General features: G+C 64.1%; 25 protein-coding genes, 1 rRNA gene and 1 pseudogene. 12 read left to right on the top strand and 15 right to left on the bottom strand.

From position 1 onward, the window contains the following. Window positions 1-20: 20 nt before the first annotated feature. The 4 genes from rrf (at window position 21) to DPV79_RS39965 (ending at window position 1,638) form a co-directional block, all read left to right on the top strand. A 5S ribosomal RNA gene (rrf, locus tag DPV79_RS39980) occupies window positions 21-133 on the top strand. Window positions 134-388: 255 nt separating this feature from the next. Next, entirely contained in the window at window positions 389-793 is a 405-nt protein-coding gene (gene cueR, locus DPV79_RS39975; protein ID WP_027786885.1) for a Cu(I)-responsive transcriptional regulator, read from the top strand. 215 nt (window positions 794-1,008) lie between these two features. Further along, complete coding sequence (locus tag DPV79_RS39970; protein ID WP_006478295.1) at window positions 1,009-1,155, top strand: DUF3563 family protein; 147 nt, start codon at window positions 1,009-1,011, stop codon at window positions 1,153-1,155. 114 nt (window positions 1,156-1,269) lie between these two features. Beyond that, window positions 1,270-1,638: a hypothetical protein gene (locus DPV79_RS39965; protein ID WP_175852001.1), complete on the top strand. Its 369-nt coding sequence runs from the start codon at window positions 1,270-1,272 to the stop codon at window positions 1,636-1,638. Window positions 1,639-1,653: 15 nt separating this feature from the next. Here the strand turns inward: DPV79_RS39965 and DPV79_RS39960 are convergent, their stop codons facing one another. Beyond that, entirely contained in the window at window positions 1,654-2,499 is an 846-nt protein-coding gene (locus tag DPV79_RS39960; protein WP_021164367.1) for a 23S rRNA (adenine(2030)-N(6))-methyltransferase RlmJ, read from the bottom strand. A gap of 126 nt (window positions 2,500-2,625) precedes the next feature. Continuing rightward, window positions 2,626-3,597 (bottom strand): potassium channel beta subunit family protein, encoded by a 972-nt coding sequence (locus DPV79_RS39955; RefSeq protein ID WP_113048000.1) that lies wholly within the window; start codon window positions 3,595-3,597, stop codon window positions 2,626-2,628. Between the two features lie 164 nt (window positions 3,598-3,761). Between DPV79_RS39955 and DPV79_RS39950 the strand changes: the two genes are divergently transcribed. Then, window positions 3,762-4,550, top strand: coding sequence for a 3-hydroxybutyrate dehydrogenase (locus DPV79_RS39950; protein WP_048026652.1), 789 nt, complete (start codon window positions 3,762-3,764; stop codon window positions 4,548-4,550). A gap of 151 nt (window positions 4,551-4,701) precedes the next feature. On the opposite strand, the gene DPV79_RS39945 is transcribed toward DPV79_RS39950, so the two are convergent. Next, a complete protein-coding gene (locus DPV79_RS39945) occupies window positions 4,702-5,901 on the bottom strand; it encodes an amino acid aminotransferase (protein ID WP_059688937.1) in 1,200 nt (399 codons plus the stop codon). A gap of 263 nt (window positions 5,902-6,164) precedes the next feature. Between DPV79_RS39945 and uvrB the strand changes: the two genes are divergently transcribed. The 5 genes from uvrB to DPV79_RS39915 all read left to right on the top strand — a co-directional run bounded on the left by uvrB (window position 6,165) and on the right by DPV79_RS39915 (window position 11,710). Next, window positions 6,165-8,255, top strand: a complete 2,091-nt coding sequence (uvrB, locus tag DPV79_RS39935) for an excinuclease ABC subunit UvrB (protein ID WP_048026655.1) — start codon at window positions 6,165-6,167, stop codon at window positions 8,253-8,255. Window positions 8,256-8,475: 220 nt separating this feature from the next. After that, window positions 8,476-9,027 (top strand): iron transporter, encoded by a 552-nt coding sequence (locus DPV79_RS39930; protein ID WP_021163417.1) that lies wholly within the window; start codon window positions 8,476-8,478, stop codon window positions 9,025-9,027. A gap of 55 nt (window positions 9,028-9,082) precedes the next feature. Continuing rightward, the gene (locus tag DPV79_RS39925) at window positions 9,083-9,415 is read left to right on the top strand and encodes a cupredoxin domain-containing protein (RefSeq protein WP_021163416.1); all 333 of its coding nucleotides are present in this window, start codon (window positions 9,083-9,085) and stop codon (window positions 9,413-9,415) included. A gap of 58 nt (window positions 9,416-9,473) precedes the next feature. Further along, window positions 9,474-10,316, top strand: a complete 843-nt coding sequence (locus tag DPV79_RS39920; protein ID WP_021163415.1) for an FTR1 family iron permease — start codon at window positions 9,474-9,476, stop codon at window positions 10,314-10,316. Next, window positions 10,313-11,710, top strand: coding sequence for a 4Fe-4S binding protein (locus DPV79_RS39915; protein ID WP_113047999.1), 1,398 nt, complete (start codon window positions 10,313-10,315; stop codon window positions 11,708-11,710). Before DPV79_RS39920 ends, DPV79_RS39915 begins: the two co-directional genes overlap by 4 nt. A 272-nt stretch (window positions 11,711-11,982) precedes the next feature. Here DPV79_RS39915 and hemP read toward each other — a convergent pair whose 3' ends face one another. From hemP to DPV79_RS39895, 3 genes are all read right to left on the bottom strand, one after another. Continuing rightward, on the bottom strand, window positions 11,983-12,228 hold the full coding sequence (hemP, locus tag DPV79_RS39905) for a hemin uptake protein HemP (RefSeq protein ID WP_021163412.1): 246 nt from the start codon (window positions 12,226-12,228) through the stop codon (window positions 11,983-11,985). Between the two features lie 138 nt (window positions 12,229-12,366). Beyond that, entirely contained in the window at window positions 12,367-12,849 is a 483-nt protein-coding gene (locus DPV79_RS39900; protein ID WP_113048001.1) for an SRPBCC family protein, read from the bottom strand. A 99-nt stretch (window positions 12,850-12,948) separates the two neighbouring features. Continuing rightward, window positions 12,949-13,821 (bottom strand): pirin family protein, encoded by an 873-nt coding sequence (locus DPV79_RS39895; protein ID WP_042977906.1) that lies wholly within the window; start codon window positions 13,819-13,821, stop codon window positions 12,949-12,951. Between the two features lie 122 nt (window positions 13,822-13,943). Between DPV79_RS39895 and DPV79_RS39890 the strand changes: the two genes are divergently transcribed. Next, window positions 13,944-14,918, top strand: coding sequence for a LysR family transcriptional regulator (locus tag DPV79_RS39890; protein WP_021163408.1), 975 nt, complete (start codon window positions 13,944-13,946; stop codon window positions 14,916-14,918). A gap of 398 nt (window positions 14,919-15,316) precedes the next feature. On the opposite strand, the gene DPV79_RS39885 is transcribed toward DPV79_RS39890, so the two are convergent. The 9 genes from DPV79_RS39885 to DPV79_RS39845 all read right to left on the bottom strand — a co-directional run bounded on the left by DPV79_RS39885 (window position 15,317) and on the right by DPV79_RS39845 (window position 22,626). Then, window positions 15,317-15,745, bottom strand: coding sequence for an ExbD/TolR family protein (locus DPV79_RS39885; protein ID WP_021163407.1), 429 nt, complete (start codon window positions 15,743-15,745; stop codon window positions 15,317-15,319). 13 nt (window positions 15,746-15,758) lie between these two features. Further along, the gene (locus tag DPV79_RS39880) at window positions 15,759-16,490 is read right to left on the bottom strand and encodes a MotA/TolQ/ExbB proton channel family protein (protein WP_059489888.1); all 732 of its coding nucleotides are present in this window, start codon (window positions 16,488-16,490) and stop codon (window positions 15,759-15,761) included. A 36-nt stretch (window positions 16,491-16,526) separates the two neighbouring features. Continuing rightward, window positions 16,527-17,258, bottom strand: coding sequence for an energy transducer TonB (locus tag DPV79_RS39875; RefSeq protein WP_113047998.1), 732 nt, complete (start codon window positions 17,256-17,258; stop codon window positions 16,527-16,529). A gap of 217 nt (window positions 17,259-17,475) precedes the next feature. After that, on the bottom strand, window positions 17,476-17,712 hold the full coding sequence (locus DPV79_RS39870) for a (2Fe-2S)-binding protein (protein WP_011352654.1): 237 nt from the start codon (window positions 17,710-17,712) through the stop codon (window positions 17,476-17,478). Between the two features lie 151 nt (window positions 17,713-17,863). After that, window positions 17,864-18,724 carry a glutamate racemase gene (gene murI / locus DPV79_RS39865; RefSeq protein ID WP_113047997.1) on the bottom strand — a complete coding sequence of 287 codons (861 nt, stop codon included), beginning with the start codon at window positions 18,722-18,724 and terminating at the stop codon, window positions 17,864-17,866. A gap of 39 nt (window positions 18,725-18,763) precedes the next feature. Beyond that, window positions 18,764-19,240, bottom strand: a complete 477-nt coding sequence (bfr, locus tag DPV79_RS39860; RefSeq protein WP_011352652.1) for a bacterioferritin — start codon at window positions 19,238-19,240, stop codon at window positions 18,764-18,766. Between the two features lie 194 nt (window positions 19,241-19,434). Continuing rightward, window positions 19,435-20,958, bottom strand: coding sequence for a fumarate hydratase (locus tag DPV79_RS39855; protein WP_059491928.1), 1,524 nt, complete (start codon window positions 20,956-20,958; stop codon window positions 19,435-19,437). Between the two features lie 34 nt (window positions 20,959-20,992). Then, window positions 20,993-21,616 carry a TIGR00645 family protein gene (locus DPV79_RS39850; RefSeq protein ID WP_042977899.1) on the bottom strand — a complete coding sequence of 208 codons (624 nt, stop codon included), beginning with the start codon at window positions 21,614-21,616 and terminating at the stop codon, window positions 20,993-20,995. Window positions 21,617-21,729: 113 nt separating this feature from the next. Further along, window positions 21,730-22,626 carry a DMT family transporter gene (locus DPV79_RS39845; protein WP_021163402.1) on the bottom strand — a complete coding sequence of 299 codons (897 nt, stop codon included), beginning with the start codon at window positions 22,624-22,626 and terminating at the stop codon, window positions 21,730-21,732. Between the two features lie 316 nt (window positions 22,627-22,942). Here DPV79_RS39845 and DPV79_RS39835 point away from each other — a divergent pair. Next, window positions 22,943-23,076 (top strand): annotated as a pseudogene (locus DPV79_RS39835) (AMP-binding protein); the annotation flags it as partial.

Below are 23,076 nucleotides of genomic sequence, written 5' to 3'. Positions count from 1 at the left end.
CAGCGCAACAACCCTCTTTGCCTGATGACCATAGCGAGTCGGTCCCACCCCTTCCCATCCCGAACAGGACCGTGAAACGACTCTACGCCGATGATAGTGCGGATTCCCGTGTGAAAGTAGGTAATCGTCAGGCTCCCTAAGCCAGAAACCCCCGCCCGACAAGGCGGGGGTTTTTGCATTTCGGCGATGGAAAACCATTTGCGCTTGGAGAAAGCGCACGTCATTCATCCCGTCTTCCTGGCGCGCTGGCCCGATCTCTCAGCTGCCATCCTGCAGTCAAACCTCGCCCCGAAACGAAACCACGCGATTTGATACGATCGAAGTGGCGCCGGCGATTGCACTCGTCGACGTTCATGTTCGAAACCAGGGCTTGATGGAGAGGGCGGGAATGAATATCGGCGATGCGTCGCGCGAATCCGGAGTCAGCGCAAAAATGATCCGGTACTACGAACAGGTTGGCCTGCTTGCGCCGAGCAAACGTACCGACGCCGGCTACCGCATCTACGGGGCGGACGAAATTCATATCCTGCGCTTCATCCGTCAGGCGCGACGCCTTGGCTTTCTCGTCGAGGACATCCGCAAGCTGCTGACACTCTGGCAAGATCGTTCCCGCGCGAGCTCGGAAGTGAAGTCGATTGCGCTCGAGCACGTGGCCGAACTCGACAAGCGCATCGCGGAACTGAGCGACATGCGCGACACGCTGGCCGATCTTGCCGCGCACTGTCATGGTGACGGGCGTCCCGAGTGCCCGATTTTGGCGCGTCTGTCCGACCCCGTCAGTGAACCAAATTAGTGCGTATATTCGAGGTTCGAAACGGGCCTCGATTCGATTTCCATAAAAATCAACAGGTTACGTGAAATTGATGCTCGGCCATTCCAAACTGGAATGGTTTCCATGCAAGTATTTCACTAGCATCTTGGTGCGGCATCGCTATAATTCGGGATAACCCTATACGGGAAATCCCTGAATCTCGATTCACCAGGGGTCCCCCTTCCTTGGAGAACGTCATGATCGCCTACATCGTCGAAAAGCTGAGCAACTGGTTCGAATCCGCAGAACGTGAACGCCGTGAGGCTTACCTCGCCACGTCGTCGGACATCGTCCAGCTCGAGAGCCGTATCCGCTCGCTCGAAACCAACGGCTACTCGCTGTAATCGGAGTCGCCGTCAGGTGCCACGTGGCACCGAACGATAAGCAAGCCCCGTATTGACGGGGCTTTGTTTTTTTGTGCGCCGGATCTGGCGCAATCATCAGTGCAGCGCTATGGTATGGGCCTGCTTTTCATCCCGAAGGACACGATCATGCGTTTGCGTCTCGATGTGCGTCGCAGTGCCCGCGCGCGTCTCGTTCTCGGCGCGGTGGCGCTTGTCCATGGACTCGCGGCCGCTGCCGCGACATCGTCCAAACCGCTGATTCTCGATACGCAACGCGGTATCCAGGACGGCAAGGGCGGGTTGGTGCTGCAGACGGCGCCGCTGTCTCCCGAGCCGATCGTCGAGCCGGCAGGCATGCGGGCTCCGGCCGGGCAGGCGCCGAACACGTCGGTTCCGCTGTTCGTCGCACCGTATATCAATGTCCCCGCGTGGGGTGGACAGCCGGCCAACCAGCCAAGGCTCGCGCCCAGACCGCAGCCGTAACGCGCAGTCGCGCGATCAGTTTCCGCGGTGCTCGATCTGGCAGCGGGCGCCGCTATCCTGTCCCAGCATCTCGACCAGATAAGGGAGTGCCTCGTTCATGCTCTGGGCGAGGGTGTACGGCGGATTCAGGATGAACATCCCGCTGCCGTAGAGACCGAGTCCGTCAGTGGGCGGATTCGACACCGTCAGTGTCAGGTGCAGCCAGTTGTTCGGTTGCAGGCGCTTCAACTGCTCGGGGAAACGCTGCGATTCCGTCCGGGTCACCTGCGGGTACCAGACGGCATAGCAGCCCGTCGCGAAACGCTTCAGACACTCCGTCACGCAAGTCACCGTGCGCGCGTAATCCTTCTTGTCCTCGTAGGACGGGTCGATCAGCACGAGCGCGCGTCGCGGCGGCGGCGGCAGCAGCGCCTTGATGCCTTCGAAGCCGTCTCCGGCGAAGATCATCGCGCGTCGCCCCGCATCGCGGAAATTGTGGCGCAGCACGTCGATTTCCGTCGTGTGCATTTCGAACAGCCGCATGCGGTCCTGCTCGCGCATCGATCGCCATGCAATGTACGGGGACCCCGGGTAGAAGCGCAGTTCACCGTCGTCGTTCAGCGCGCGGACCTCATCCACATAGTCGCCCAGCGCTTCCGGCAGGTTCTTTTCGTTCCACAGCCGGCCGATGCCGGTGTCGAATTCCGACGTCTTTGCCGCGTAACCGTCGCGCAGCGAATACACGCCGGCACCTGCATGCGTGTCGATGTACCAGTACGACTTGTCTTTCTTGTTCAGGTAGCGCAGCAACTGGACGACGACGGCGTGCTTGAGCACGTCCGCGTGGTTGCCTGCGTGAAAACCGTGACGATAACTGAGCATGGCGGGCTGCCTGAAACGAAAGGTGAATCGATGAAAGCGGTCGATCGTGCGCGGCCGGCTAGGCGCGGCAGTCAGGCCGGGCGCCGATGCGGGCCGCGTATTGTACGCGAGTGGCCGTGCATCGCCTCATTCGTACGCATCGCCGACCACCTCCTCGATGCGTTGCTTCACATCCGGTGTCAGCTTCGCGGCAACGTCGAGCGCGCGCATGTTGTCGCCGATCTGCTCGATCCGCGACGCGCCCGTGATGACCGAGCTCACGTTCGGATTCGCGAGCACCCATGCGATCGCGAGCTGGCCGGTGCTGCAGCCGAGCTCCGTCGCAATTTCGCCGAGCCGTTCGACGATGTCGTTGGCGGCCTGGTCGGTCAGGCGGTCGCGCATCCAGTCGTACCCCTGCAACTGCGCGCGGCTGCCGGGCGGTACGCCGTTACGGTACTTGCCGGTGAGCAGGCCCGATGCCAGCGGGCTCCAGGTCGTGAGGCCGAGACCGTAGTCGTCGTAGAGCCGTGCATATTCCTTTTCGACCCGCGTGCGGTGGAACAGGTTGTACTGCGGCTGCTCGACAACCGGCTTGTGCAGGTGATGCCGTTCGGCGATCTCGCAGGCAGCACAGATCTCGTCGGCGCTCCATTCCGACGTGCCCCAGTACAGCGCCTTGCCGCGCATGATCATGTCGCTCATTGCCCAGACGGTTTCCTCGATCGGCGTGTTCGGATCGGGGCGATGGCAATAGACGAGATCGACGTAGTCGAGCTGCAGCCGGCGCAGTGAGCCGTCGATGGCGTTCAGCAGGTATTTCCGGTTCAGCGTGTGATACTGGTTCGGTGCTTCGGCGAGCCCCCAGAAGAACTTGGTGGACACGATATAGCTGACACGCGGCCAATCGAGCGACTTGAGCGCGTGACCCATGATTTCCTCGGATTTGCCGCCGGCGTACACCTCGGCGTTGTCGAAAAAATTGACGCCTGCGTCGCGTGCTGCGGCAAGGCATTCACGCGCGACCCGCTGGTCGACCTGGTTGCCGTACGTGACCCACGAGCCGAGGGAAAGCGCGCTGATCTGCAGGCCGGAGCGGCCTAGCCGTCGATAGTGCATGCGAATCTCCTGCGTGACAGAACCGACCTTAAGCTTAGACGTTTTGCGCGCGAACGGCGGGGCCGATCGTGCACAATGGCGGCTGGCCCGCCGCGTCGATCATGCGATGAATGCCGAGGTGACGGGCACGTACTTTTTCGATCCGACAACGGGAGGAGACGGACATGGCAGCAGATCTGAATGGCAAGACCGCAGTCGTCACGGGCGCCGCGAGCGGCATCGGCAAGGAAATCGCACTCGAGCTCGCGAAAGCGGGCGCGGCCGTCGCGATCGCCGACCTGAACCAGGACGGCGCGAACGCCGTTGCCGACGAGATCGTCAAGGCGGGCGGCAAGGCGATCGGCGTCGCGATGGACGTGACGAACGAGGAAGCCGTGAACAGCGGTATCGACAAGGTGGCCGAAACGTTCGGCTCGGTCGACATCCTCGTGTCGAACGCGGGCATCCAGATCGTCAACCCGATCGAGAACTACTCGTTCTCCGACTGGAAGAAGATGCAGGCGATCCACGTCGACGGCGCATTCCTGACGACCAAGGCCGCGCTCAAGCACATGTACAAGGACGATCGCGGCGGTGTCGTGATCTACATGGGTTCGGTGCACTCGCACGAAGCGTCGCCGCTGAAGTCGGCGTACGTGACGGCCAAGCACGGCCTGCTCGGCCTGGCCCGCGTGCTGGCGAAGGAAGGCGCGAAGCACAACGTGCGCTCGCACGTCGTGTGTCCGGGCTTCGTGCGCACGCCGCTGGTCGACAAGCAGATTCCGGAGCAGGCGAAGGAGCTCGGGATCAGCGAAGAGGAAGTCGTGAAGAAGGTGATGCTCGGCAATACGGTCGACGGCGTGTTCACGACGGTGCAGGACGTCGCGCAGACGGTGCTGTTCCTGTCGGCGTTCCCGAGCGCCGCGCTCACGGGCCAGTCGGTCGTCGTCAGCCACGGCTGGTTCATGCAGTAAAGGCTTCCGGCACGGGCGGTCGCGACACAGGCTGCTCGGGCGACGACTCCCCGGCTAGTCCGGAGAATCGCACAAAAAAACGCGCTCCGGGGAGCGCGTTTTTCGTTTCGGCAGGACGGGCCGGCGATGGCTGCCGTCCGTGGGCGCCGACTTACTTCAGGACAGCTGCAACGGCATTGGCAACCGCGTCGAGGTTGCGCGTGTTCAGCGCGGCGACGCAGATCCGGCCCGTGCCGACCGCGTAGATGCCGAACTCGTCGCGCAGGCGATCGACTTGCGCCGAGGTCAGGCCCGAATACGAGAACATCCCGCGCTGCGCGTTGATGAAGCTGAAGTCGCGATCGACGCCGCTTGCCTTCAGGCGCTCGACGAGACCGTTGCGCATCGCGCGGATGCGGTCGCGCATTTCACCGAGTTCCTGCACCCACGAAGCGTGCAGTTCCGGCGATGCGAGCACCGCTGCGACCACGGCACCGCCATGGGTCGGCGGGTTCGAGTAGTTCGTGCGGATCACGCGCTTCAGTTGCGACAGCACGCGCGTCGCTTCTTCCTTGCTCGACGTGATGATCGACAGGGCGCCGACGCGTTCGCCGTACAGCGAGAACGACTTCGAGAACGACGACGACACGAATGCGTTCAGGTCGGCCGCGGCAAACAGGCGCACGGCGGCAGCGTCGGCCTCGATGTTCTCGCCGAAGCCCTGGTAGGCCATGTCGAGGAACGGCACGAGGTTGCGTGCCTTCACGACGTCGACGACCTGTTGCCATTGCGCTTCGGTCAGGTCCACGCCGGTCGGGTTGTGGCAGCATGCGTGCAGCACGACGACCGTGCCGGCTTCGTAGCCGTTCAGCGCCGACAGCATGCCTTCGAAGTTCACGCCGTTGGTGGCAGCGTCGTAATACGGGTACGCAACGACTTCGAAACCGGCCGCTTCAAACAGCGCGCGGTGGTTTTCCCAGCTCGGATCGCTGATCGCGACCTTCACGTTCGGGTTCACGGTGCGCAGGAAATCGGCGCCGATCTTCAGCGCGCCCGTGCCGCCCAGTGCCTGGGCCGTGACCACGCGGCCCGCCGCGATCAGCGGCGAATCGTTGCCGAGCAGCAGCTTCTGCACGGCCGCATCGTAGGCGGCGATGCCGTCGATCGGCAGGTAGCCGCGCGGCAGGCCCGCTTCAACGCGCACCTTCTCTGCTTCGCGAACCGCGCGCAGCAGCGGGATCTTGCCTTCTTCGTTCGTGTACACACCGACGCCGAGGTTGACCTTGGTCGGACGCGCATCGGCGTTGAAGGCTTCGTTCAGGCCCAGGATCGGGTCGCGGGGAGCAAGCTGGACAGCAGAGAAGAGCGACATGATGATTCGGCAGTAGTGAAAAGAGGGTCAGGCTTTCAACGGGCGGGACGGGCGCGGGGGACCGCGCGCAGGCAGGCACGACGCCGGAAAGCGCAGCAGCCTGACATTGTAGCGAATTCGCGCTGGCGGGGGCGGCGTTTCGGCGGCGAAATTCGGCCGGGAACCGCGATTTCCGGCGGCCGTCGCGCGTCAGGAGCCGACAGCAGTTCGCCCGGCCGCGAAGCGCTAGAATGACTCTTTTGCCCTCGCTCCGGCCGCATTCCATGTCCGAACATCATGCCGAAACCGGCGACGCGCTCGACGAATCGAAATTCGTGACCTTCGAAGGGTCGCCGTTCCAGCTGTACCAACCGTATCCGCCCGCAGGCGACCAGCCGACCGCGATCGACACGCTCGTCGAAGGGGTCGAGGACGGCCTGTCGTTCCAGACGCTGCTCGGCGTGACGGGCTCCGGCAAGACCTTCACGATGGCGAACACGATCGCGCGGCTCGGCCGCCCGGCGATCGTGTTCGCACCGAACAAGACGCTTGCCGCGCAGCTCTATTCGGAGTTCCGGGAGTTCTTCCCGCGCAACGCGGTCGAGTATTTCGTCTCTTACTACGACTATTACCAGCCTGAAGCCTACGTGCCGCAGCGCGACCTGTTCATCGAGAAGGACTCGTCGATCAACGAGCACATCGAGCAGATGCGGCTGTCGGCGACGAAGAGCCTGATGGAGCGCCGCGACGTCGTGATCGTCGCGACGGTGTCGGCGATCTACGGTATCGGCAATCCGTCCGAATACCACCAGATGATCCTGACGCTGCGCGCCGGCGACAAGCTCGGCCAGCGCGACGTGATCGCGCGGCTGATCGCGATGCAGTACACGCGCAACGAGCAGGATTTCCAGCGCGGCACGTTCCGCGTGCGCGGCGACACGATCGACATCTTCCCGGCCGAGCACGCGGAGCTGGCCGTGCGCGTCGAGCTGTTCGACGACGAGGTCGAGACGCTGCAGCTGTTCGACCCGCTGACCGGCCGCGTGCGGCAGAAGATCCCGCGCTTCACCGTGTATCCGTCGTCGCACTACGTGACGCCGCGCGATACCGTGATGCGCGCGGTCGAGACGATCAAGGACGAACTGCGCGAGCGGCTCGAGTTCTTTCACAGCGACGGCAAGCTCGTCGAGGCGCAGCGCCTCGAACAGCGCACGCGTTTCGATCTCGAGATGCTGCAGGAGCTCGGCTTCTGCAAGGGCATCGAGAACTACTCGCGGCATTTCTCGGGGGCGGAGCCCGGCGATCCGCCGCCGACGCTCGTCGACTACCTGCCGCCTGACGCGCTGATGCTGCTCGACGAATCGCACGTGCTGATCGGCCAGCTGAACGGCATGTACAACGGCGACCGCGCACGCAAGGAAAACCTCGTCAACTATGGCTTCCGGCTGCCGTCGGCGCTGGACAACCGGCCGCTCAAGTTCCCCGAGTTCGAGCGCAAGATGCGCCAGGTCGTGTTCGTGTCGGCCACGCCGGCCGACTACGAGAAGCGCGTGACCGGGCAGATCGCCGAACAGGTCGTGCGGCCGACGGGGCTCGTCGATCCGGAAATCGAAGTGCGGCCGGCGAGCTCGCAGGTCGACGACGTGCTCGCCGAGATCAACGCGCGCGTGAAAGCCGAGGAGCGCGTGCTGATCACCGTGCTGACGAAGCGCATGGCCGAACAGCTCACCGAGTTCCTGGCCGACCACGGGGTCAAGGTGCGTTACCTGCACAGCGACATCGACACGGTCGAGCGTGTCGAAATCATCCGTGACCTGCGGCTCGGCACGTTCGACGTGCTGGTCGGGATCAACCTGCTGCGCGAAGGGCTCGACATTCCCGAGGTGTCGCTGGTCGCGATCCTCGACGCGGACAAGGAAGGCTTCCTGCGCGCGGAGCGCTCGCTGATCCAGACGATCGGCCGGGCCGCGCGGAACGTGAACGGCAAGGCGATCCTCTACGCGGACAACATGACCGAGTCGATGAAACGCGCGATCGGCGAGACCGAGCGGCGCCGCGCGAAGCAGATTGCCTACAACGAGCAGATGGGTATCACGCCGCGCGGTGTCGTGAAGCGCATCAAGGACATCATCGACGGCGTCTACAACGCGGACGAGGCACGCGCCGAGCTGAAGGAAGCGCAGCAGCGTGCGAAATTCGAGGACATGTCGGAAAAGCAGCTCGCGAAGGAAATCAAGCGCCTCGAGAAGCAGATGGCCGACTACGCGAAGAACCTCGAGTTCGAGAAGGCTGCCGCGACCCGCGACCAGCTTGCGCTGCTGCGTGAGCGCGTGTTCGGCGCGAACGTCGGCGATCACGTCAACGGCGGCCGGTAAATCTTTCCAAGCGTCACAGAAACCTTGCGGTAACGAGCCTGTAAGCCTTGTCGGATCAGGGGTTTACACGGCTCGTCGTTTGTTCCGGAACAGGTTCGGTGCTAAACTTCGCAATTATTGAGAATTGTTCGCATTAACGTTATTCGTCGCGTTAGTGTTTTCGGCGGGCAGGCCTGGCGGTCGGTCCGCATGGTTCCAGATCAAATAACAAGGAGTGTCCATGTTGGGTTCTTCGTTCATCCGCACGACGGTTGCGGTAGCGGCGGCGCTTGCCGCGATGTCGGCTTCGGCTGCCGAATATCCGATCGGCAAGCAGCAGATCCAGGGCGGCATGGAAATCGGCGCGGTGTACCTGCAGCCGATCACGATGGACCCGGAAGGGATGATGCGCAAGGCGTCGGATTCCGACATCCACCTCGAGGCCGACATCCATGCGGTCAAGAACAACCCGACCGGTTTCGCGGAAGGCGACTGGATGCCGTACCTGCAGGTCACGTACAAGCTGACGAAGCAGGGTGACACGAAGTGGAAGGCCGAAGGCGACCTGATGGGCATGGTCGCGAGCGATGGTCCGCACTACGGCGACAACGTGAAGCTGAACGGCCCGGGCAAGTATCACCTGACGATGGTCGTCAAGCCGCCGATGCAGACGGGCCACATGGCGTTCGGTCGTCACATCGACAAGGAAACGGGCGTGGGCGCATGGTTCAAGCCCATTACCCTCGAATACGACTTCCCGTTCGCCGGTATCGGCAAGAAGGGCGGTTACTGATCGGTGGCATCACGGACGGCGCGCTTCGGCGCGCCGTCGGCGTAGAGAATCCAGAATGAAAATTCCCCAGAAAATCGTTGCCGCAGCCGCTGCGTTGTGGCTTGCCGGCGCAGCGTACGCTGCCGATCTGCCGACGTTCAAGCTCGAAATGGCGGACGGCAAGCTGACGCCCGCCCGCATCGAAGTGCCGGCCGGCCAGCGTTTCAAGATCGAGATCAAGAACACCGGCAAGGGCGCAGCCGAATTCGAGAGCGTGCAGTTGCGCAAGGAGAAGGTGCTTGCGCCGGGTGCCGATTCGTTCGTGGTCGTCGCGCCGCTGTCGCCGGGCGAATACAAGTTTTTCGACGATTTCCACCAGCAGGCGCAGGGCGTGATCGTCGCGAAGTAACACGTTTTATCTGCGCGCGGGCTCACCAACCCGGTGTTCTGCGCGTCAGGAGGTATCGATGGGTCAGATCTTGTTCATCGTCTGGCGGGAGAGCGTCGAAGCGCTGCTCGTCGTCGGCATTCTCTATGCATGGCTGAAAAACGGCGACGACGACGCGCGCCGCGGCCTGCCTTTCCTGTGGGCCGGCGTCGGTGTCGGCTTGCTGATGGCCGTGGGCCTCGGCGCCGCGCTGGTCGGTTTCACCGAAGTGCTGTCCGGCGACGCGCAGGACTACTTCCAGACTGCGATGGTGCTGATCGCATGCGTGCTGATCGTGCAGATGGTGCTGTGGATGCGCCGGCACGGCCGCACGCTGAAGCGCGACATGGAGCAATCGCTTCAGCAGAGCACGCGCGATTCGAACTGGTGGGGCGTCGCGGTGCTGGTCGCGCTCGCGATCGCGCGTGAGGGCAGCGAGACGGTGATCTTCCTGTACGGTCTCGGTTTCGGCCAGTCGGGCCACGTCGACGGCAGCCAGATGCTCGCGGTCGTGATCGGCCTCGGCCTTGCGTTCTTCACGTTCTATCTGCTGCAGCTCGGCGGCAAGTACTTCTCGTGGCGGCATTTCTTCCGCGTCACCGAAGTGATGCTGCTGTTCCTCGGCGCAGGCCTGTTCCAGACCGGCGTCGACAAGCTGATCGACAAGGAAATCCTGCCGCTCGGCATTTCGCAGGTGTGGGACACGTCCGCGATCCTCGATGATTCGGGCACGTTCGGCTCGCTCGTCGCGACGCTGACCGGTTATCGCGCGCACCCGGCACTGACCAACCTGGTTGCGTACGCGGTGTACTGGGCGGTGGTCTGGCTGCTGATGAAGCGTGCGAGCCGTCGTCCGGCCGTCGCTGCGGGTCGCGCGGCATGAGCGTTGTCGCCGCAGCCAAGCCGGGCTGGCTCGCGCAGGCGGGCCAGTGGATGCAGCGCCACGGCGCGCTGATCCGCGGCATCCAGTGGGCCGTCGTCGCCGTCTATGCATTCCTGATCATCGTGCCGGCGGTGTTGCCGCTGCCGGACGACTCCGCGCACCTGTGGAGCAACCTCACGCTGATCGCGCAATTCACGTTCTGGGGCATCTGGTGGCCGTTCGTGCTGCTGTCGATGGTGATGCTCGGCCGTGTCTGGTGCGGCGTGCTGTGTCCGGAGGGCGCGCTCACCGAATTCGCGAGCAAGTTCGGCCGGGGCGGCCCGATTCCGCGCTGGATACGGTGGGGGGGCTGGCCGTTCGTCGCGTTCGGGCTCACGACGATCTACGGGCAGATGGTGAGCGTGTACCAGTACCCGCTCGCGGTGCTGTTCGTGCTCGGCGGCTCGACCGTCGGCGCGATCGTGATCGGCGTGCTGTACGGCCGCGAGAAGCGCGTGTGGTGCAAGTACCTGTGCCCGGTCAACGGCGTGTTCGGGCTGCTCGCGCGGCTGGCGCCGATGCGCTACAAGGTCGACGAGGAGGCCTGGCGTCGTTCGTACAAGAACGGCGAGCATGGCCATCGCGTGATTCCGATCAACTGCGCACCGCTCGTGCCGTTGCGCAACATGCAGGGCGCGGCGGACTGCCATATGTGCGGCCGCTGCAGCGGGCACCGGGATGCGATCTCGCTGTCGTTGCGCTCGCCGTCCGACGAAGTCGTGAACCTCGGCGCGCAAAAGGCGAACCCGTGGGACACCGCGCTGATCCTGTACGGCCTGCTCGGCGTTGCGATCGGTGCGTTCCACTGGACCGTCAGCCCGTGGTTCGTGCAGATCAAGCAATGGCTCGCGGGCTGGCTGATCGACCATGACATCACGTGGCCGCTCGAAACCAATGCGCCGTGGTTCCTGCTCACGCATTATCCGGATCGCAACGACGTCTTCTCCTGGCTCGACGGCGGGCTGGTCGTCAGCTACATCGTCGGCACGGGGCTCGTGTACGGCACGGCGCTGCTGGTGCTGCTGGCCGGCGCCACGCTGATGCTCGGCCGCTTCGAGCGCGTGCGGCTGCATCATCTCGCGCAGGCTTTGATCCCGATCGCGGGCGCGGGCGTGTTTCTTGGCCTGTCGGCCACGACGCTGTCGCTGCTTCGTGCTGAGCACGTACCGCTCGGTTGGGCAACCGATGTACGCATCGCGATCCTGGTCGGCGCCAACGCATGGAGTGCGTGGCTCGCGTGGAAAGTGACGGGGCGCTATGCGGCCTTGCCGCGCCGGCTTGCGGCATTCGCGTGGTTCGCTGTCGCGCTTGCCGTCATCGACAGCGCATGGTGGCTGATGTTCTGGGGTTTCTGAAGCGGCTTGCGCGCCGCTTCGGCGGTCATGCACTCACGCGGTAACGAAGCTCGGGAACCTGCTTCGCGCATTGGCCGCCCAAATAAAAAAGCGACACGTCCTTCGACGTGTCGCTTTTTTCTTCCTTGTGCGAGAACCAAAAAAGTGGCTTGGCTTGCTGCAACGGCTGCTTGAGTGTGTTTGCACGAAGGGGTCTAGATCTCGCGTGCAAGCCGTTACGCTGGCTAATGCCCAACACCTCTCAGGGAGGTGGTCCCCACAATACTCTGTCGTTACTTCGTCAGGATCAGTTTGCCGAGCCGTGTGGCGCGCAACTGATAGGTCTCTCCGTTATGCGCGATGCTGACGTGGCTTTGGCCTTGCAGCAGCGCATCGCTGCTGACGACCCGCGTGCCTGCATCGCGGTTGCCGGCGGGCTTCGCCGGCGTGGTGACCGCTGCCGTCTTCTGGCGGCTGCTGCCTGCGGTGCCGGTCGGGCGGCGCAAGGTCAGCGTGGTCGGGCGCATGGTGTCGGTCATTCGGTTGATCGGTGACTGTCGATACGATGGAATGAATTCTAAATGATAACTATTCCCATTTACAAAAACTCTTTATCGATCGGAAATGGGAATCTGATAGCTTGAATCAAAGGGGCGGCCCGCAGGCCGCCGCCGGGTTCAGTGCAGCGGATCGGGATCCTTGCGGCCCTGCGCGTACTCGCGGATCAGGCGAACCGTGTCGATATCCGACGTGCGGTACGCCTCCTTGACGATCCCGTGCGTCTGGCGCGCGTCTTCGCTGTCGTCGCTGACGACCAGCGTCGTGCGGTATTCGAAACGCAGGAACAGCTCGTGGTCGTCGCGTTCCTCGATCGTCATCGTCAGCGAGCCGCCGATCTCGCCGTCGGCGGCGCGGATGTCGTAGCGGACCTGCTGATTCGGCGTGAACGTGACGTGGTCGCGCACGGTCGCATGACCGTAGTGCAGTTCACGCTCGAGCGTCGTCTCCGTCCGTTCATGGACGACGCAGCTGTCGAGACCGAGCACGAACAGTTGCGGTTGTTCGGCGCGCAGCACGAGACCTTCCCAGAGCTGGTCGCGGGTGAGGGTGGGCACGGCCGGATCGTCGGAGTTGATCTGGATCAGATGTTCGAAGTTCAAGGGGACGGGTTCCTTCTGGTGGCGGGCGGCCACATGGCTCAAGAAGTCATTGTGACGCAAAACGGGCAGTTTCGCGGCACCTGCCCGGGCGTCCATGCGTCATGCCTCGATACGGCCCATGCGCCCCGTTTGGTAGTCGACGACCGCCTGCCGGATCTCTTCCTCGGTATTCATCACGAACGGGCCGTAGCGGACGATCGGCTCGTTGAGCGGTACGCCGCCGATCAGCAGCAGGTCGAGCGGCGTGTCGCCGGCAGCGAACGTGACCGTGTCGCCGTCGTCGCCATACACGACCATGTGCCGTGCATCGACTGCCTGCCTGTCGGGCCCGTAGAGGCCCGTTCCGTCGATCGGATAGGCGAATACACGATAGCCTGCCGGGACGGGCTGCGTGACCGTTGCACCGGGCTGCAGCGTGTAATGCTGGTAGAGGATCGGCGTGCGCGTCTCGATTGCCGCCCGGACGCCGAACGCTTCGCCGGCGATGACGCGCACGCGCGCGAGACCGTCCGGCGACGTGGCGCTCGGGATGCGATCGGCCGGGATCTCCTGGTAGCGCGGCGCGATCAGCTTGTCGCGCCGCGGCAGGTTGACCCACAGCTGGAAGCCGTGGGAGCGGCCGCCTGCCTGCGCGAATTCAGGATCCGGCATCTCGCTGTGCACGACGCCGGCGCCCGCCGTCATCCATTGCACGTCGCCCGGGCCGAGCGTGCCGGCATGGCCGGACGAGTCGCGATGACGGAAGCGCCCGTCGAGTGCGTAGGTCACGGTCTCGAAGCCGCGATGGGGATGGTCGGGGGCGCCCTTGGCTTCGCCGGGCGCGTAGTCGACGGGGCCCATTTCGTCGAGCAGCAGGAACGGATCGAAATCCATCAGCAGCCGGGTCGGGAACGGGCGGTGAACCACGAAGCCGCCGCCTTCGGTCGTGCGAAGGGCGGGGTACGTGCGGTCAAGCGAGCGAGCGGTCGTCATGCGGATACCCTCGAAATCATCGGAATAGCGTTATTTTTGAAACATAGAGCTATTATATTGGGCGTTTTACCGTTCGATTCGCGACGGTTCGCAATGGATTGTTCTGAAATTGGAACGATGAGATGAATATCGATGCACACAACCTGAACGACCTCATGTACTTTTCGCAGGTCGTCGAACATGGCGGTTTCTCGGCGGCGGAGCGCGTGCTGGGCATCTCGAAATCGCGCCTGTCGCGGCGCCTGACCGAACTCGAGGCGGCGCTCGGCGTGCGCCTGTTGCAGCGCTCCACACGCAAGCTCGCGCTGACCGAGGCGGGGGAGCTGTTCTACCAGCACTGCCAGGCGATGCTGGCCGAAGCGCAGGCTGCGATGAACGCGGTCCAGCAGTTGCGTGCATCGCCGCGCGGCTCGGTGCGAGTCAGTGTGCCCGTGACGCTGTCGCAGACGATGCTGTCGCGCATCCTGCCCGAATTCCTGCGCCGTTATCCCGAGGTGAAGGTGCACGTCCGCGTGACGAATCGCGTGATCGACCTGTTCGAGGATTCGATCGACGTCGCGTTGCGTGTGCGCTCGGAGCCGCCGCAGAACGCGAATATCGTCGTGCGGCCGCTGTGGCGCACCGAGCAGATGCTGGTCGGCGCGCCGAGCCTGCTGAGCCAGAATGCGCCGCCGCTGGTACCGGACGACCTGAGCGGATTCGAAACGCTCGATACGCCGAGCGTCGACGGGCGGCACGTGTTCAACCTGATCGCGCCGGACGGTACGCGTCACGTGCACGAACACGACCCGCGGCTGGTGACGGCCGACCTGATGACGATCCGCGAAGCCGTGCTCGATGGCCTCGGCATCGCGGCGCTGCCGGAGATGATGTACGGCAACGCGCTGCGCGCGGGGCAACTGTCGCCGGTGATGCCGGGCTGGACGCTGCCCGTGCCGCAACTGTACGCGGTGTTCGTGTCGCGGCAGGGGATGCCGCCCGCTGTGCGTGCGTTTGTCGACTATCTGGTCGAGAAGCTCGATCACGGCGCCTACAAGGAACCGGGGTGTCCCGAGCGTGCGAAGAAGGAAGCGGCGGCCGATGTTTCGGCGACCTGAACACGACGTGCGCGGCGACGCAAATTTGTTTTGTCATTGAAGCGTCGCCTGCAATCGCAAGTTTCAATCGCCGGAACCTTGAATGCGCGTGCGTGCGAGCCTATATTGAAATCCCATTTCGTGAAGGAAGTTCTGAGCGAAATCAGGTGGCCGCATATATTGTGAGCCAGATAGGGCAGAACGCGCAGTCCGTGCAGACCACGGCAGAGTCGCATTTGCGTTGCTCGAGGCGTAACCGATACCGCCAAAGAGCCCGCCGCCCGAAGGCGCCCGCGTGCGCATGAAAAAAGGCCTTCATCTGGCGATGAAGGCCTTTTACTTTGTGCGCGGCCGGCCAGGTGCGGCCGGCCAGGTGCGGCCGATTGGGCGCCGCCGGCGAGCGCCTGATTGCGCGTGCGTTACTTCGCTTTTGCGGTCGGCTCGGTCACGAAGCCGAGCTTCGTCAAGCCGCCGGCCTGCGCATCCGACATCACTTCGGCGACGTGTTCGTAGGCAACCTTGCGGTCCGCACGCAGGTGCAACTCCGGCTGCGGCGTGCGTTTTGCCGCTTCCGCGATGCGTTCCTGCAATTGTTCGCGCGTGACCGTATGGTCGTCCCACAGGATCGTGCCGTCGCCCTGGATCGCGACATCGACCGTCTGCGGTTTCTCGTCGACAGGCTGGCTGCTGGCATGCGGCAGGTCGATCTTCACCGCGTGCTGCATCGCCGGGATCGTCACGAGGAAAATGATCAGGAGTACGAGCATGACGTCGACGAGCGGCGTCATGTTGATCTCGCTCATCACTGCATCGTCGTCATCGTCGCTGAAACCGGTGTTCATTGCCATGGTTCACCCCGTCTCAGCTGGCGCGCGTCGCGAGACGCAGGCCGTCGCGCGTCGACGACGATGCGAGGCTCGCGCCCGTCACGAAATACGCGTGCAGGCCGTGCGCGAAGCGGCGCAGCTTGCTGACCACGCCCTTGTTCGCACGGGTGAGTGCGTTGTAGCCGAGCACGGCCGGGATCGCGACGAACAGGCCGAATGCGGTCATGATCAGCGATTCGCCGACCGGGCCCGCGACCTGGTCGATCGACGTCTGGCCGGATGCGCCGATCGCGAGCAGTGCGTGGTAGATTCCCCAGACCGTACCGAACAGGCCGACGAACGGCGCCGTGCTGCCGACCGACGCGAGGATCGCGAGGCCGCTTTGCATGCGCGAGATGCCTTCGTCCATCGTGTCCTTCAGGCAGCGCGTGACCCAGTCCGACACGTCCATGCGGTCGTGCAGGTGCGGTTGCGTCTGATGGTGGTGATCGGCGGCTTCCTTGCCCGACAGCGCGAGCGCGAGGAACGGATTGTCGTTCGGCGTCGAGGCGGCGAGCCCGAGCTTCTTGATGCCGTCGTCGAAGTTGTCCGAATGCCAGAACGCCTGTTCGGCATTCTTCGTCAGGCGGTTCAGGCGGATCACGTTCCAGCCCTTGATGACGATCACGATCCACGACAGGATCGACATCACGAGCAGCGTGATCGCGATGGCGCGCGTGACGAAATCACCTTGCGCCCAGACGTGCGCGATACCGTAGCTTTGCATTTTCTTGTTTCCTTTGAATCTACCGAATATGACGGGTTAGTCGTCGAGCGTGAAGTTGAAGGGCAGCGTATGGGCGGCGCGGATCGCCTGGCCGTTCTCGATATACGGCGGACAGGTGCTGGCGCGCGTCGCCTCGAGCGCGGCTTCGTCGAGACGCGGGTAGCCGCTGCTCTTCTGCAGCTGGACGCTTTCGATCTTGCCCGTCACGCCGATGATGAAGTGAACATAAGCCGTGCCCGTTTCGCCGCGACGCTTCGACATCGTCGGATAGGCGGGCTTCACGAAATTGCAGCTGAGCGCCGTGACGTTCTTCGGCGCGCTGACCTGCATCGTCTCGCGGGCCGGGCCGGGTGCTGCGGCCGGAGCGGCAGGCGCCGGCGCGGTGGGAGCCGGTGTCGGATCGACCGCTGCCGGCGCGGGCGTCGGCGACGGTGCCTGCGCGACCGGCTGAGGCGTCGGGACGGCTTTCTGTACCGGCTTCGGCTCGACCTTCGGCTTCACGCGCGGCGTGGGCTTGGGCGGCGTGGGCTGCTGCGCGGCCGACTGGACCGCGACCGGCTGGGCAGGGGGCGCGGGCGCAATGAGCTGTGCGGTGATCGACTGAACCTCGATCTCCTTCGCCGGCGGCGGCGCGTTGCGATGGAGCCAGGCGGCCGTCAGCATGATCGCATGTGCGGCAAGCACACCGACCGCGGCGACGATCACTCGGGGATTCATACGTGGTGCAGCCGGCAAGATGCCGGCGGGAGTGGAATGCGAAGCCTGCATGTTAGCTTGAAAGAACGATGTCGCACCCGGGGCGCGGCGGGTGAATCGGCATCACTTGCGGAAGATCAGCAGCGAGATGCAAACGGTGGTCACAAATCCGATCAGCAATTCCATGACAGGCTCCTTGGCAGGTAAGCCGCTGGCTCGCGTAGACGGTGGCTTGCTGACGGTCAAAACAAAAATGCGGCCTGGGCCGCATGTACACACCCGGCGCCGGTCAGGCAGCCTTGCGTTCGTAGAACGTGACCGGGATCGGATGAGCGTGGTGCTCGACACCGCACTGGCTCGCGCAGACGCCTTGTTCGGCCATGAGGTCGCGTACGGACTCCTCGCACTTGCCGCAGCACGTGGCCACGCCGAGCTCGAACTGGAGTTCATCGAAAGAGTTCACGCCCTCTGCGAGGGACGCGCGAATCTTGCGATCGGAAACAGACTTGCACACGCAGACGATCATGGTGAGTTGCGATAGCTAACGTTAATGCGAATTATTATCATTAATTTTGCGGACGTTGACAAGCGCGGGTCGGGCTTTTTTTAAGGTCATCAGACCCTTGAAGCGACGGGGGCGGTGGAGCGGCACGCGGAAGCGCGCGTGCCGGCTCGTGTCAGGCGGTCGCGCAGGCGCGCGCGTTCGGCGAGGAAATGGTGACGGATTCGACCGGTGCGGCGAGGCCGAGCAGCGTCGATGCGAGTACCTGCAACTGGCGGCCGTCGCTGGTCGAGCAGAAGCGGGGCGGCGCCGCGCGCGTGCCGGCCGGTGCACGCAGGTTGCGCTCGTCGAGAATCCGGGCGAGCTGGCGCGCGATTGCGTCGCTCGTGTCGACGATCGTCAGGCGGTCGCCCACAAGGTCACGAATCGTTTCCGTGAAGAACGGGTAATGCGTGCAGCCGAGTACCAGCGTATCGGCGCCGTCGTCGAGCATCGGCTGCAGATAGCTGTCGAGCAACGCGCGCAAGGCGGGCGAATTCGTGTCGCCGCGCTCGATGGCCTCAACGAGCCCGTGGCCGGGCTGGCAGATGAAGCGGCGGCCGGCGCCGTAGCGGTCGAGCAGCGCCTGGAAGCGCGGGCTGTTCAGCGTCGACTGCGTGGCGAGGACGCCCGCGACGCCGCTCGCGGACACGGCGACCGCCGGCTTGATGCCCGGCTCGACACCGACGAGCGGCATCGGCAGGTGTTCGCGGATCGCGGCGATCGCGCGTGCGGTTGCGGTGTTGCAGGCGATGACGAGCGCCTTCGCCCCTTCGCGGGCCAGCCATTCGCCGATTGCCAGCGTGCGTTCCGTAATGAACGCCTCATCGCGCGGACCATAAGGTGCGTGGTGCGAATCGGCGACGTAGATGAACGATTCGTCGGGCAGCTGCGCGCGCGCGGCGCGCAGTACCGACAGGCCACCCAGCCCTGAATCGAAGATGCCGACGGGGGCAACGGTCGTGGACGTCGCGGCGATAACGAAAGGTGTCGACATGAAAGGGCGGGTGGCGATGGCGGGAAGGGCGGAGCGCGCTTACTCCGGCGAACCCATCATCGTTTGCTGGTAGTTCTGCAGGCCGACCTTGCCGATCAGGTCGATCTGCGTTTCCAGCCAGTCGATGTGTTCTTCGGTGTCGTCGAGGATCTTTTCGAAGATCTCGCGCGACACGTAGTCACGAACCGATTCGCAATAGGCAATCGCTTCCTTGCAGGTGGACTGCGAGATCTGCTCGAGCTTCAGGTCGCACTTCAGGATCTCTTCGGTTTCCTCGCCGACGAGCAGCTTGTGCAGGTCCTGCAGGTTCGGCAGGCCGTCGAGCATGAATACGCGCTCGATCAGCCAGTCTGCGTGCTTCATTTCGCCGATCGACTCGTCGTACTCGTGCTTGCCCAGTTTCTCGAGGCCCCAGTGCTTGTACATGCGCGCATGCAGGAAGTACTGGTTGATCGCCGTGAGTTCATTCTTCAACTGGGCGTTCAGATATTCGATGACTTTCTTGTCGCCTTGCATGGCTTGTTCCTTGTTCAGTGGGGCTTCAGAAACCGAAAGATAATCGCTCGTACGAGAAAAGCCAAGCCTCAAAGCCTTGCCGGGCCTGCCTTTTGCATGTAATGAGAATCAGCCTCGAATAACCGGCCGCACACAATAATGAGAACGAGAAGCAAAAAGGCCGGACTTGCGTCCGGCCTTGCATTCGATCGCGCTTAAGCAGTCGCGACCGGGATCTTGCCGATCTTCGCCTGCCACTCCTTCGGGCCGGTCTGGTGCACCGACGTGCCCGACGAATCGACGGCGACCGTCACCGGCATGTCCTGCACGTCGAACTCGTAGATCGCTTCCATGCCGAGGTCTTCGAACGCGAGCACCTTCGCGCCGCGGATCGCCTTCGACACGAGGTATGCGGCGCCGCCGACGGCCATCAGGTAGGCCGCCTTGTGCTTCTTGATCGCGTCGATCGCGATCGGGCCGCGCTCGGCCTTGCCGACCATCGAGATCAGGCCGGTTTGCGCGAGCATCGTCTCGGTGAACTTGTCCATGCGCGTGGCCGTCGTCGGGCCTGCCGGGCCGACCACTTCGTCGCGCACCGGATCGACCGGGCCGACGTAGTAGATCACGCGGTTGGTGAAGTCGACCGGCAGCTTCTCGCCCTTCGCGAGCATGTCGGCGATGCGCTTGTGCGCAGCGTCGCGGCCGGTGAGCATCTTGCCCGACAGCAGCAGCGTCTGGCCCGGCGTCCAGCTGGCGACTTCTTCCGGCGTCAGCGTGTTCAGGTCGACGCGCTTGCTGGTTTCCGTGTTCGGTTCCCACTGGACCTTCGGCCATGCGTCGAGCGACGGTGCTTCAAGCTTGGCCGGGCCCGAGCCGTCGAGCACGAAGTGCGCGTGGCGCGTGGCCGCGCAGTTCGGGATCAGCGCGACCGGCTTCGATGCCGCGTGCGTCGGTGCCGCCATGATCTTCACGTCGAGCACGGTGGCCAGGCCGCCGAGGCCCTGTGCGCCGATGCCGAGCGCGTTGACCTTCTCGTGCAGCTCGACGCGCAGTTCCTCGACCCAGTCCTTCGGGCCGCGCGCGATGATTTCCTGGATGTCGATCGGCTCCATCAGCGATTCCTTCGCCATCAGCATCGCCTTCTCGGCGGTGCCGCCGATGCCGATCCCGAGCATGCCGGGCGGGCACCAGCCCGCGCCCATCGTCGGGACCGTCTTCAGCACCCAGTCGACGATCGAGTCGGACGGGTTCAGCATCACGAACTTCGACTTGTTCTCCGAGCCGCCGCCCTTCGCCGCGACCTGCACGTCGACCTTGTCGCCCGGCACGATCTCGTAGTGGATCACGGCCGGCGTGTTGTCCTTCGTGTTCTTGCGGGCGCCTTCCGGCGGATTGACGATCGACGCGCGCAGCACGTTGTCCGGGTGCGTGTAACCGCGGCGCACGCCTTCGTTGATCATGTCGGTGAGGCCCATCGTCGCGCCGTCCCAGCGCACGTCCATGCCGACCTTCACGAAGATCGTGACGATGCCGGTGTCCTGGCAGATCGGACGCTTGCCTTCCGCGCACATGCGGCTGTTCGTGAGGATCTGCGCGATCGCATCCTTCGCGGCCGGGCTTTCTTCCAGTTCGTACGCGCGGCCGAGGGCCTGGATGTAGTCGAGCGGGTGGTAGTAGCTGATGTACTGCAGCGAATCCGCGATGCTCTGGATCAGGTCTTCCTGTTTGATGACGGTCATGGCTGAGACTCTGTGGGGACAGTGGGGAATGCGTTTATGCGTTGGCGGCCGCTTCGGCCGGCTTGCGGGGCTCGTTCGCTGCAGGCGCGTGCCCGTCGTGGGCGTGCGTCTCGTGGAAATGGGCCGGGTGCGTGTGCGTCGTCAGGCGGTCGACCCACGCCATCACGAGCGCCGACACCAGGAACGACACGTGGATGATCACCTGCCACATGATCGCGTGCATCGTGTGCTGGTCGGGGTTGATGAACGTCTTCAGCAGGTGGATCGACGAAATGCTGATCAGCGCCATCGACAGCTTGACCTTCAGCACGCCCGCATTCACGTGGTCGAGCCATTCGGGCTCGTCGGGGTGGCCCTCGATGCCGAGGCGCGACACGAACGTTTCGTAACCGCCGACGATCACCATGATCAGCAGGTTCGAGATCATCACCACGTCGATCAGGCCGAGCACCGCGAGCATCACGCTGATTTCGTCGAGGCTGGTCGCATGCGACAGCAGGTGCCAGACTTCCTTCAGGAACAGGAACACATAGACGGCCTGCGCGACGATCAGGCCGAGATAAAGCGGAACCTGGAGCCAGCGGCTCATGAAAATCAGCGCGGGAAGCGGGCGAAGCGGGCGACGCGCGGGGCGGCCGGGCGAATGCGGGGCGGACATGGTGGAGACTCGGGCGCGGTGCGCAGGTATCGGGGGTAATCTTGAAAAGGCGCGCTATTGTAACGCGTCGGCCGGCGCGGCTGCAGTGACGCGCCGGCACGGCCAGGGACGGATCAGGACGCGGCGGCGGGCACGCGTTTCACGCGCAGGCTCGCGAGCACGATGCCGGTGACGACGCACGCGAGCGCGATGCCGTGGGCGAGGGTCGGGCGCTCGCCGAGGAACACGATGCCATACGCGGCCGCGGCGACCGGCAGCACCGCGCTGAACACGCCGGCGAGGCTGCCCGGCACGTGCCGGATGCCCTTCATCCACAGCCAGAACGAGAAGATGCTGGCCGACAGGCCGTACCAGACGACGAGCGCCCAGGTGCCGGCCGGCACGCTCGCGTAATCGAAATGCCACATGGCCGTCGCGCCGAGCGGCAGCATCAGGCACAGGCCGAACAGGTGCGTGTATGCGCAGATGTCGATCGGCGCGAGCGTCTGCGTGAGGCGGCGCGACAGGATCACGTAGATCGATTCGCAGCACACCGCGCCGAGGATCAGCAGGTTGCCGGTGAGCGACGACGATGCGCCGTGCCCGGCGGCGCTGCCGTTCGCGAGGTTGATCGTCACGACGCCGGCGATCGCGAGCGCGATCGACACGAGCGCACGGCCGTTCGGTTTTTCACGCAGGATCAGCCACGCGAACAGCGCGACGATCGCCGGGATGGTGCTGGTGATCACGCCGGCCGCGACCGCGCTCGTGCGCTGCACGCCGTTCAGCATCAGCAGCGTGAACATGAAGGTGCCGAAGAACGCCTGCAGGAACAGGTTCAGCCATTCGCCGCGCTTGACGGTGCGCATCTTCACCGGGCTGAACAGCGGCCACAGCACGGCGATCGCAATCACGAAGCGCAGTGTGGCGAGGATGGCGACGGGAACGAAGGCGACGATCGATTTGCCGATACCGACATTGCTGCCGACGAACAGCATCGACAGAACGAGAAAGAAAGCATAGCGATTCAAGCTGGAATCCGGAAGGCGAGTTCAGTTAGGATTGTAGGGTCGCGCTCGTTACAGCGTAAAGCTGCAAGCGGCGCCGCCCGGCGGGCGAAACGGCCGTGCCGCGTAAGTGACGGGTAAGTTGGAGCGCTTATTGTGGACACTGTCGGGTCGCCCGGTCGCCATCGTGCGACGTGGTGCGGCGCAGCATCGCGCAGCGGCCTTCGGGCCGTGCGCGGGTGGTGGGTAGGAGACAGCGGCGCGCATGCGCCGGCCAAGACGCGCGGCGCGCACGATCGCGCCGCCATGCAGAGGATTCATGTTCACCAAGGGGTTGTCGATGTCTGCGATTGAATCGGTTCTTCACGAAACCCGCCAGTTTGCGCCGCCCGCGGCGCTCGAGCAGGCGGCGACCATTTCCGGCATGCCGGCCTATCGGGCGCTCGTCGCCGAGGCCGAGCGCGATTACGAAGG

The organism is Burkholderia reimsis, from assembly GCF_003294055.1.
Classification (GTDB): domain Bacteria; phylum Pseudomonadota; class Gammaproteobacteria; order Burkholderiales; family Burkholderiaceae; genus Burkholderia; species Burkholderia cepacia.
Note: the sequence above shows the minus strand (reverse complement) of the source record. Positions and strands in the feature narration are given on the sequence as shown.

Bases quoted from the DNA above. Each gene is read 5' to 3' on its own strand.
- DPV79_RS39880 (WP_059489888.1), bottom strand. From the start codon at position 16,490: ATGCAAAGCTACGGTATCGCGCACGTCTGGGCGCAAGGTGATTTCGTC.
- DPV79_RS39950 (WP_048026652.1), top strand. From the start codon at position 3,762: ATGGCAGCAGATCTGAATGGCAAGACCGCAGTCGTCACGGGCGCCGCG.
- DPV79_RS39885 (WP_021163407.1), bottom strand. From the start codon at position 15,745: ATGGCAATGAACACCGGTTTCAGCGACGATGACGACGATGCAGTGATG.
- DPV79_RS39945 (WP_059688937.1), bottom strand. From the start codon at position 5,901: ATGTCGCTCTTCTCTGCTGTCCAGCTTGCTCCCCGCGACCCGATCCTG.
- DPV79_RS39925 (WP_021163416.1), top strand. From the start codon at position 9,083: ATGAAAATTCCCCAGAAAATCGTTGCCGCAGCCGCTGCGTTGTGGCTT.
- DPV79_RS39850 (WP_042977899.1), bottom strand. From the start codon at position 21,616: ATGTCCGCCCCGCATTCGCCCGGCCGCCCCGCGCGTCGCCCGCTTCGC.
- murI (WP_113047997.1), bottom strand. From the start codon at position 18,724: ATGTCGACACCTTTCGTTATCGCCGCGACGTCCACGACCGTTGCCCCC.
- uvrB (WP_048026655.1), top strand. From the start codon at position 6,165: ATGTCCGAACATCATGCCGAAACCGGCGACGCGCTCGACGAATCGAAA.
- DPV79_RS39895 (WP_042977906.1), bottom strand. From the start codon at position 13,821: ATGACGACCGCTCGCTCGCTTGACCGCACGTACCCCGCCCTTCGCACG.
- DPV79_RS39855 (WP_059491928.1), bottom strand. From the start codon at position 20,958: ATGACCGTCATCAAACAGGAAGACCTGATCCAGAGCATCGCGGATTCG.
- bfr (WP_011352652.1), bottom strand. From the start codon at position 19,240: ATGCAAGGCGACAAGAAAGTCATCGAATATCTGAACGCCCAGTTGAAG.
- hemP (WP_021163412.1), bottom strand. From the start codon at position 12,228: ATGACCGACACCATGCGCCCGACCACGCTGACCTTGCGCCGCCCGACC.
- DPV79_RS39930 (WP_021163417.1), top strand. From the start codon at position 8,476: ATGTTGGGTTCTTCGTTCATCCGCACGACGGTTGCGGTAGCGGCGGCG.
- DPV79_RS39870 (WP_011352654.1), bottom strand. From the start codon at position 17,712: ATGATCGTCTGCGTGTGCAAGTCTGTTTCCGATCGCAAGATTCGCGCG.
- DPV79_RS39970 (WP_006478295.1), top strand. From the start codon at position 1,009: ATGATCGCCTACATCGTCGAAAAGCTGAGCAACTGGTTCGAATCCGCA.
- DPV79_RS39955 (WP_113048000.1), bottom strand. From the start codon at position 3,597: ATGCACTATCGACGGCTAGGCCGCTCCGGCCTGCAGATCAGCGCGCTT.
- DPV79_RS39890 (WP_021163408.1), top strand. From the start codon at position 13,944: ATGAATATCGATGCACACAACCTGAACGACCTCATGTACTTTTCGCAG.
- DPV79_RS39965 (WP_175852001.1), top strand. From the start codon at position 1,270: ATGGGCCTGCTTTTCATCCCGAAGGACACGATCATGCGTTTGCGTCTC.
- DPV79_RS39915 (WP_113047999.1), top strand. From the start codon at position 10,313: ATGAGCGTTGTCGCCGCAGCCAAGCCGGGCTGGCTCGCGCAGGCGGGC.
- cueR (WP_027786885.1), top strand. From the start codon at position 389: ATGAATATCGGCGATGCGTCGCGCGAATCCGGAGTCAGCGCAAAAATG.
- DPV79_RS39875 (WP_113047998.1), bottom strand. From the start codon at position 17,258: ATGCAGGCTTCGCATTCCACTCCCGCCGGCATCTTGCCGGCTGCACCA.
- DPV79_RS39960 (WP_021164367.1), bottom strand. From the start codon at position 2,499: ATGCTCAGTTATCGTCACGGTTTTCACGCAGGCAACCACGCGGACGTG.
- DPV79_RS39920 (WP_021163415.1), top strand. From the start codon at position 9,474: ATGGGTCAGATCTTGTTCATCGTCTGGCGGGAGAGCGTCGAAGCGCTG.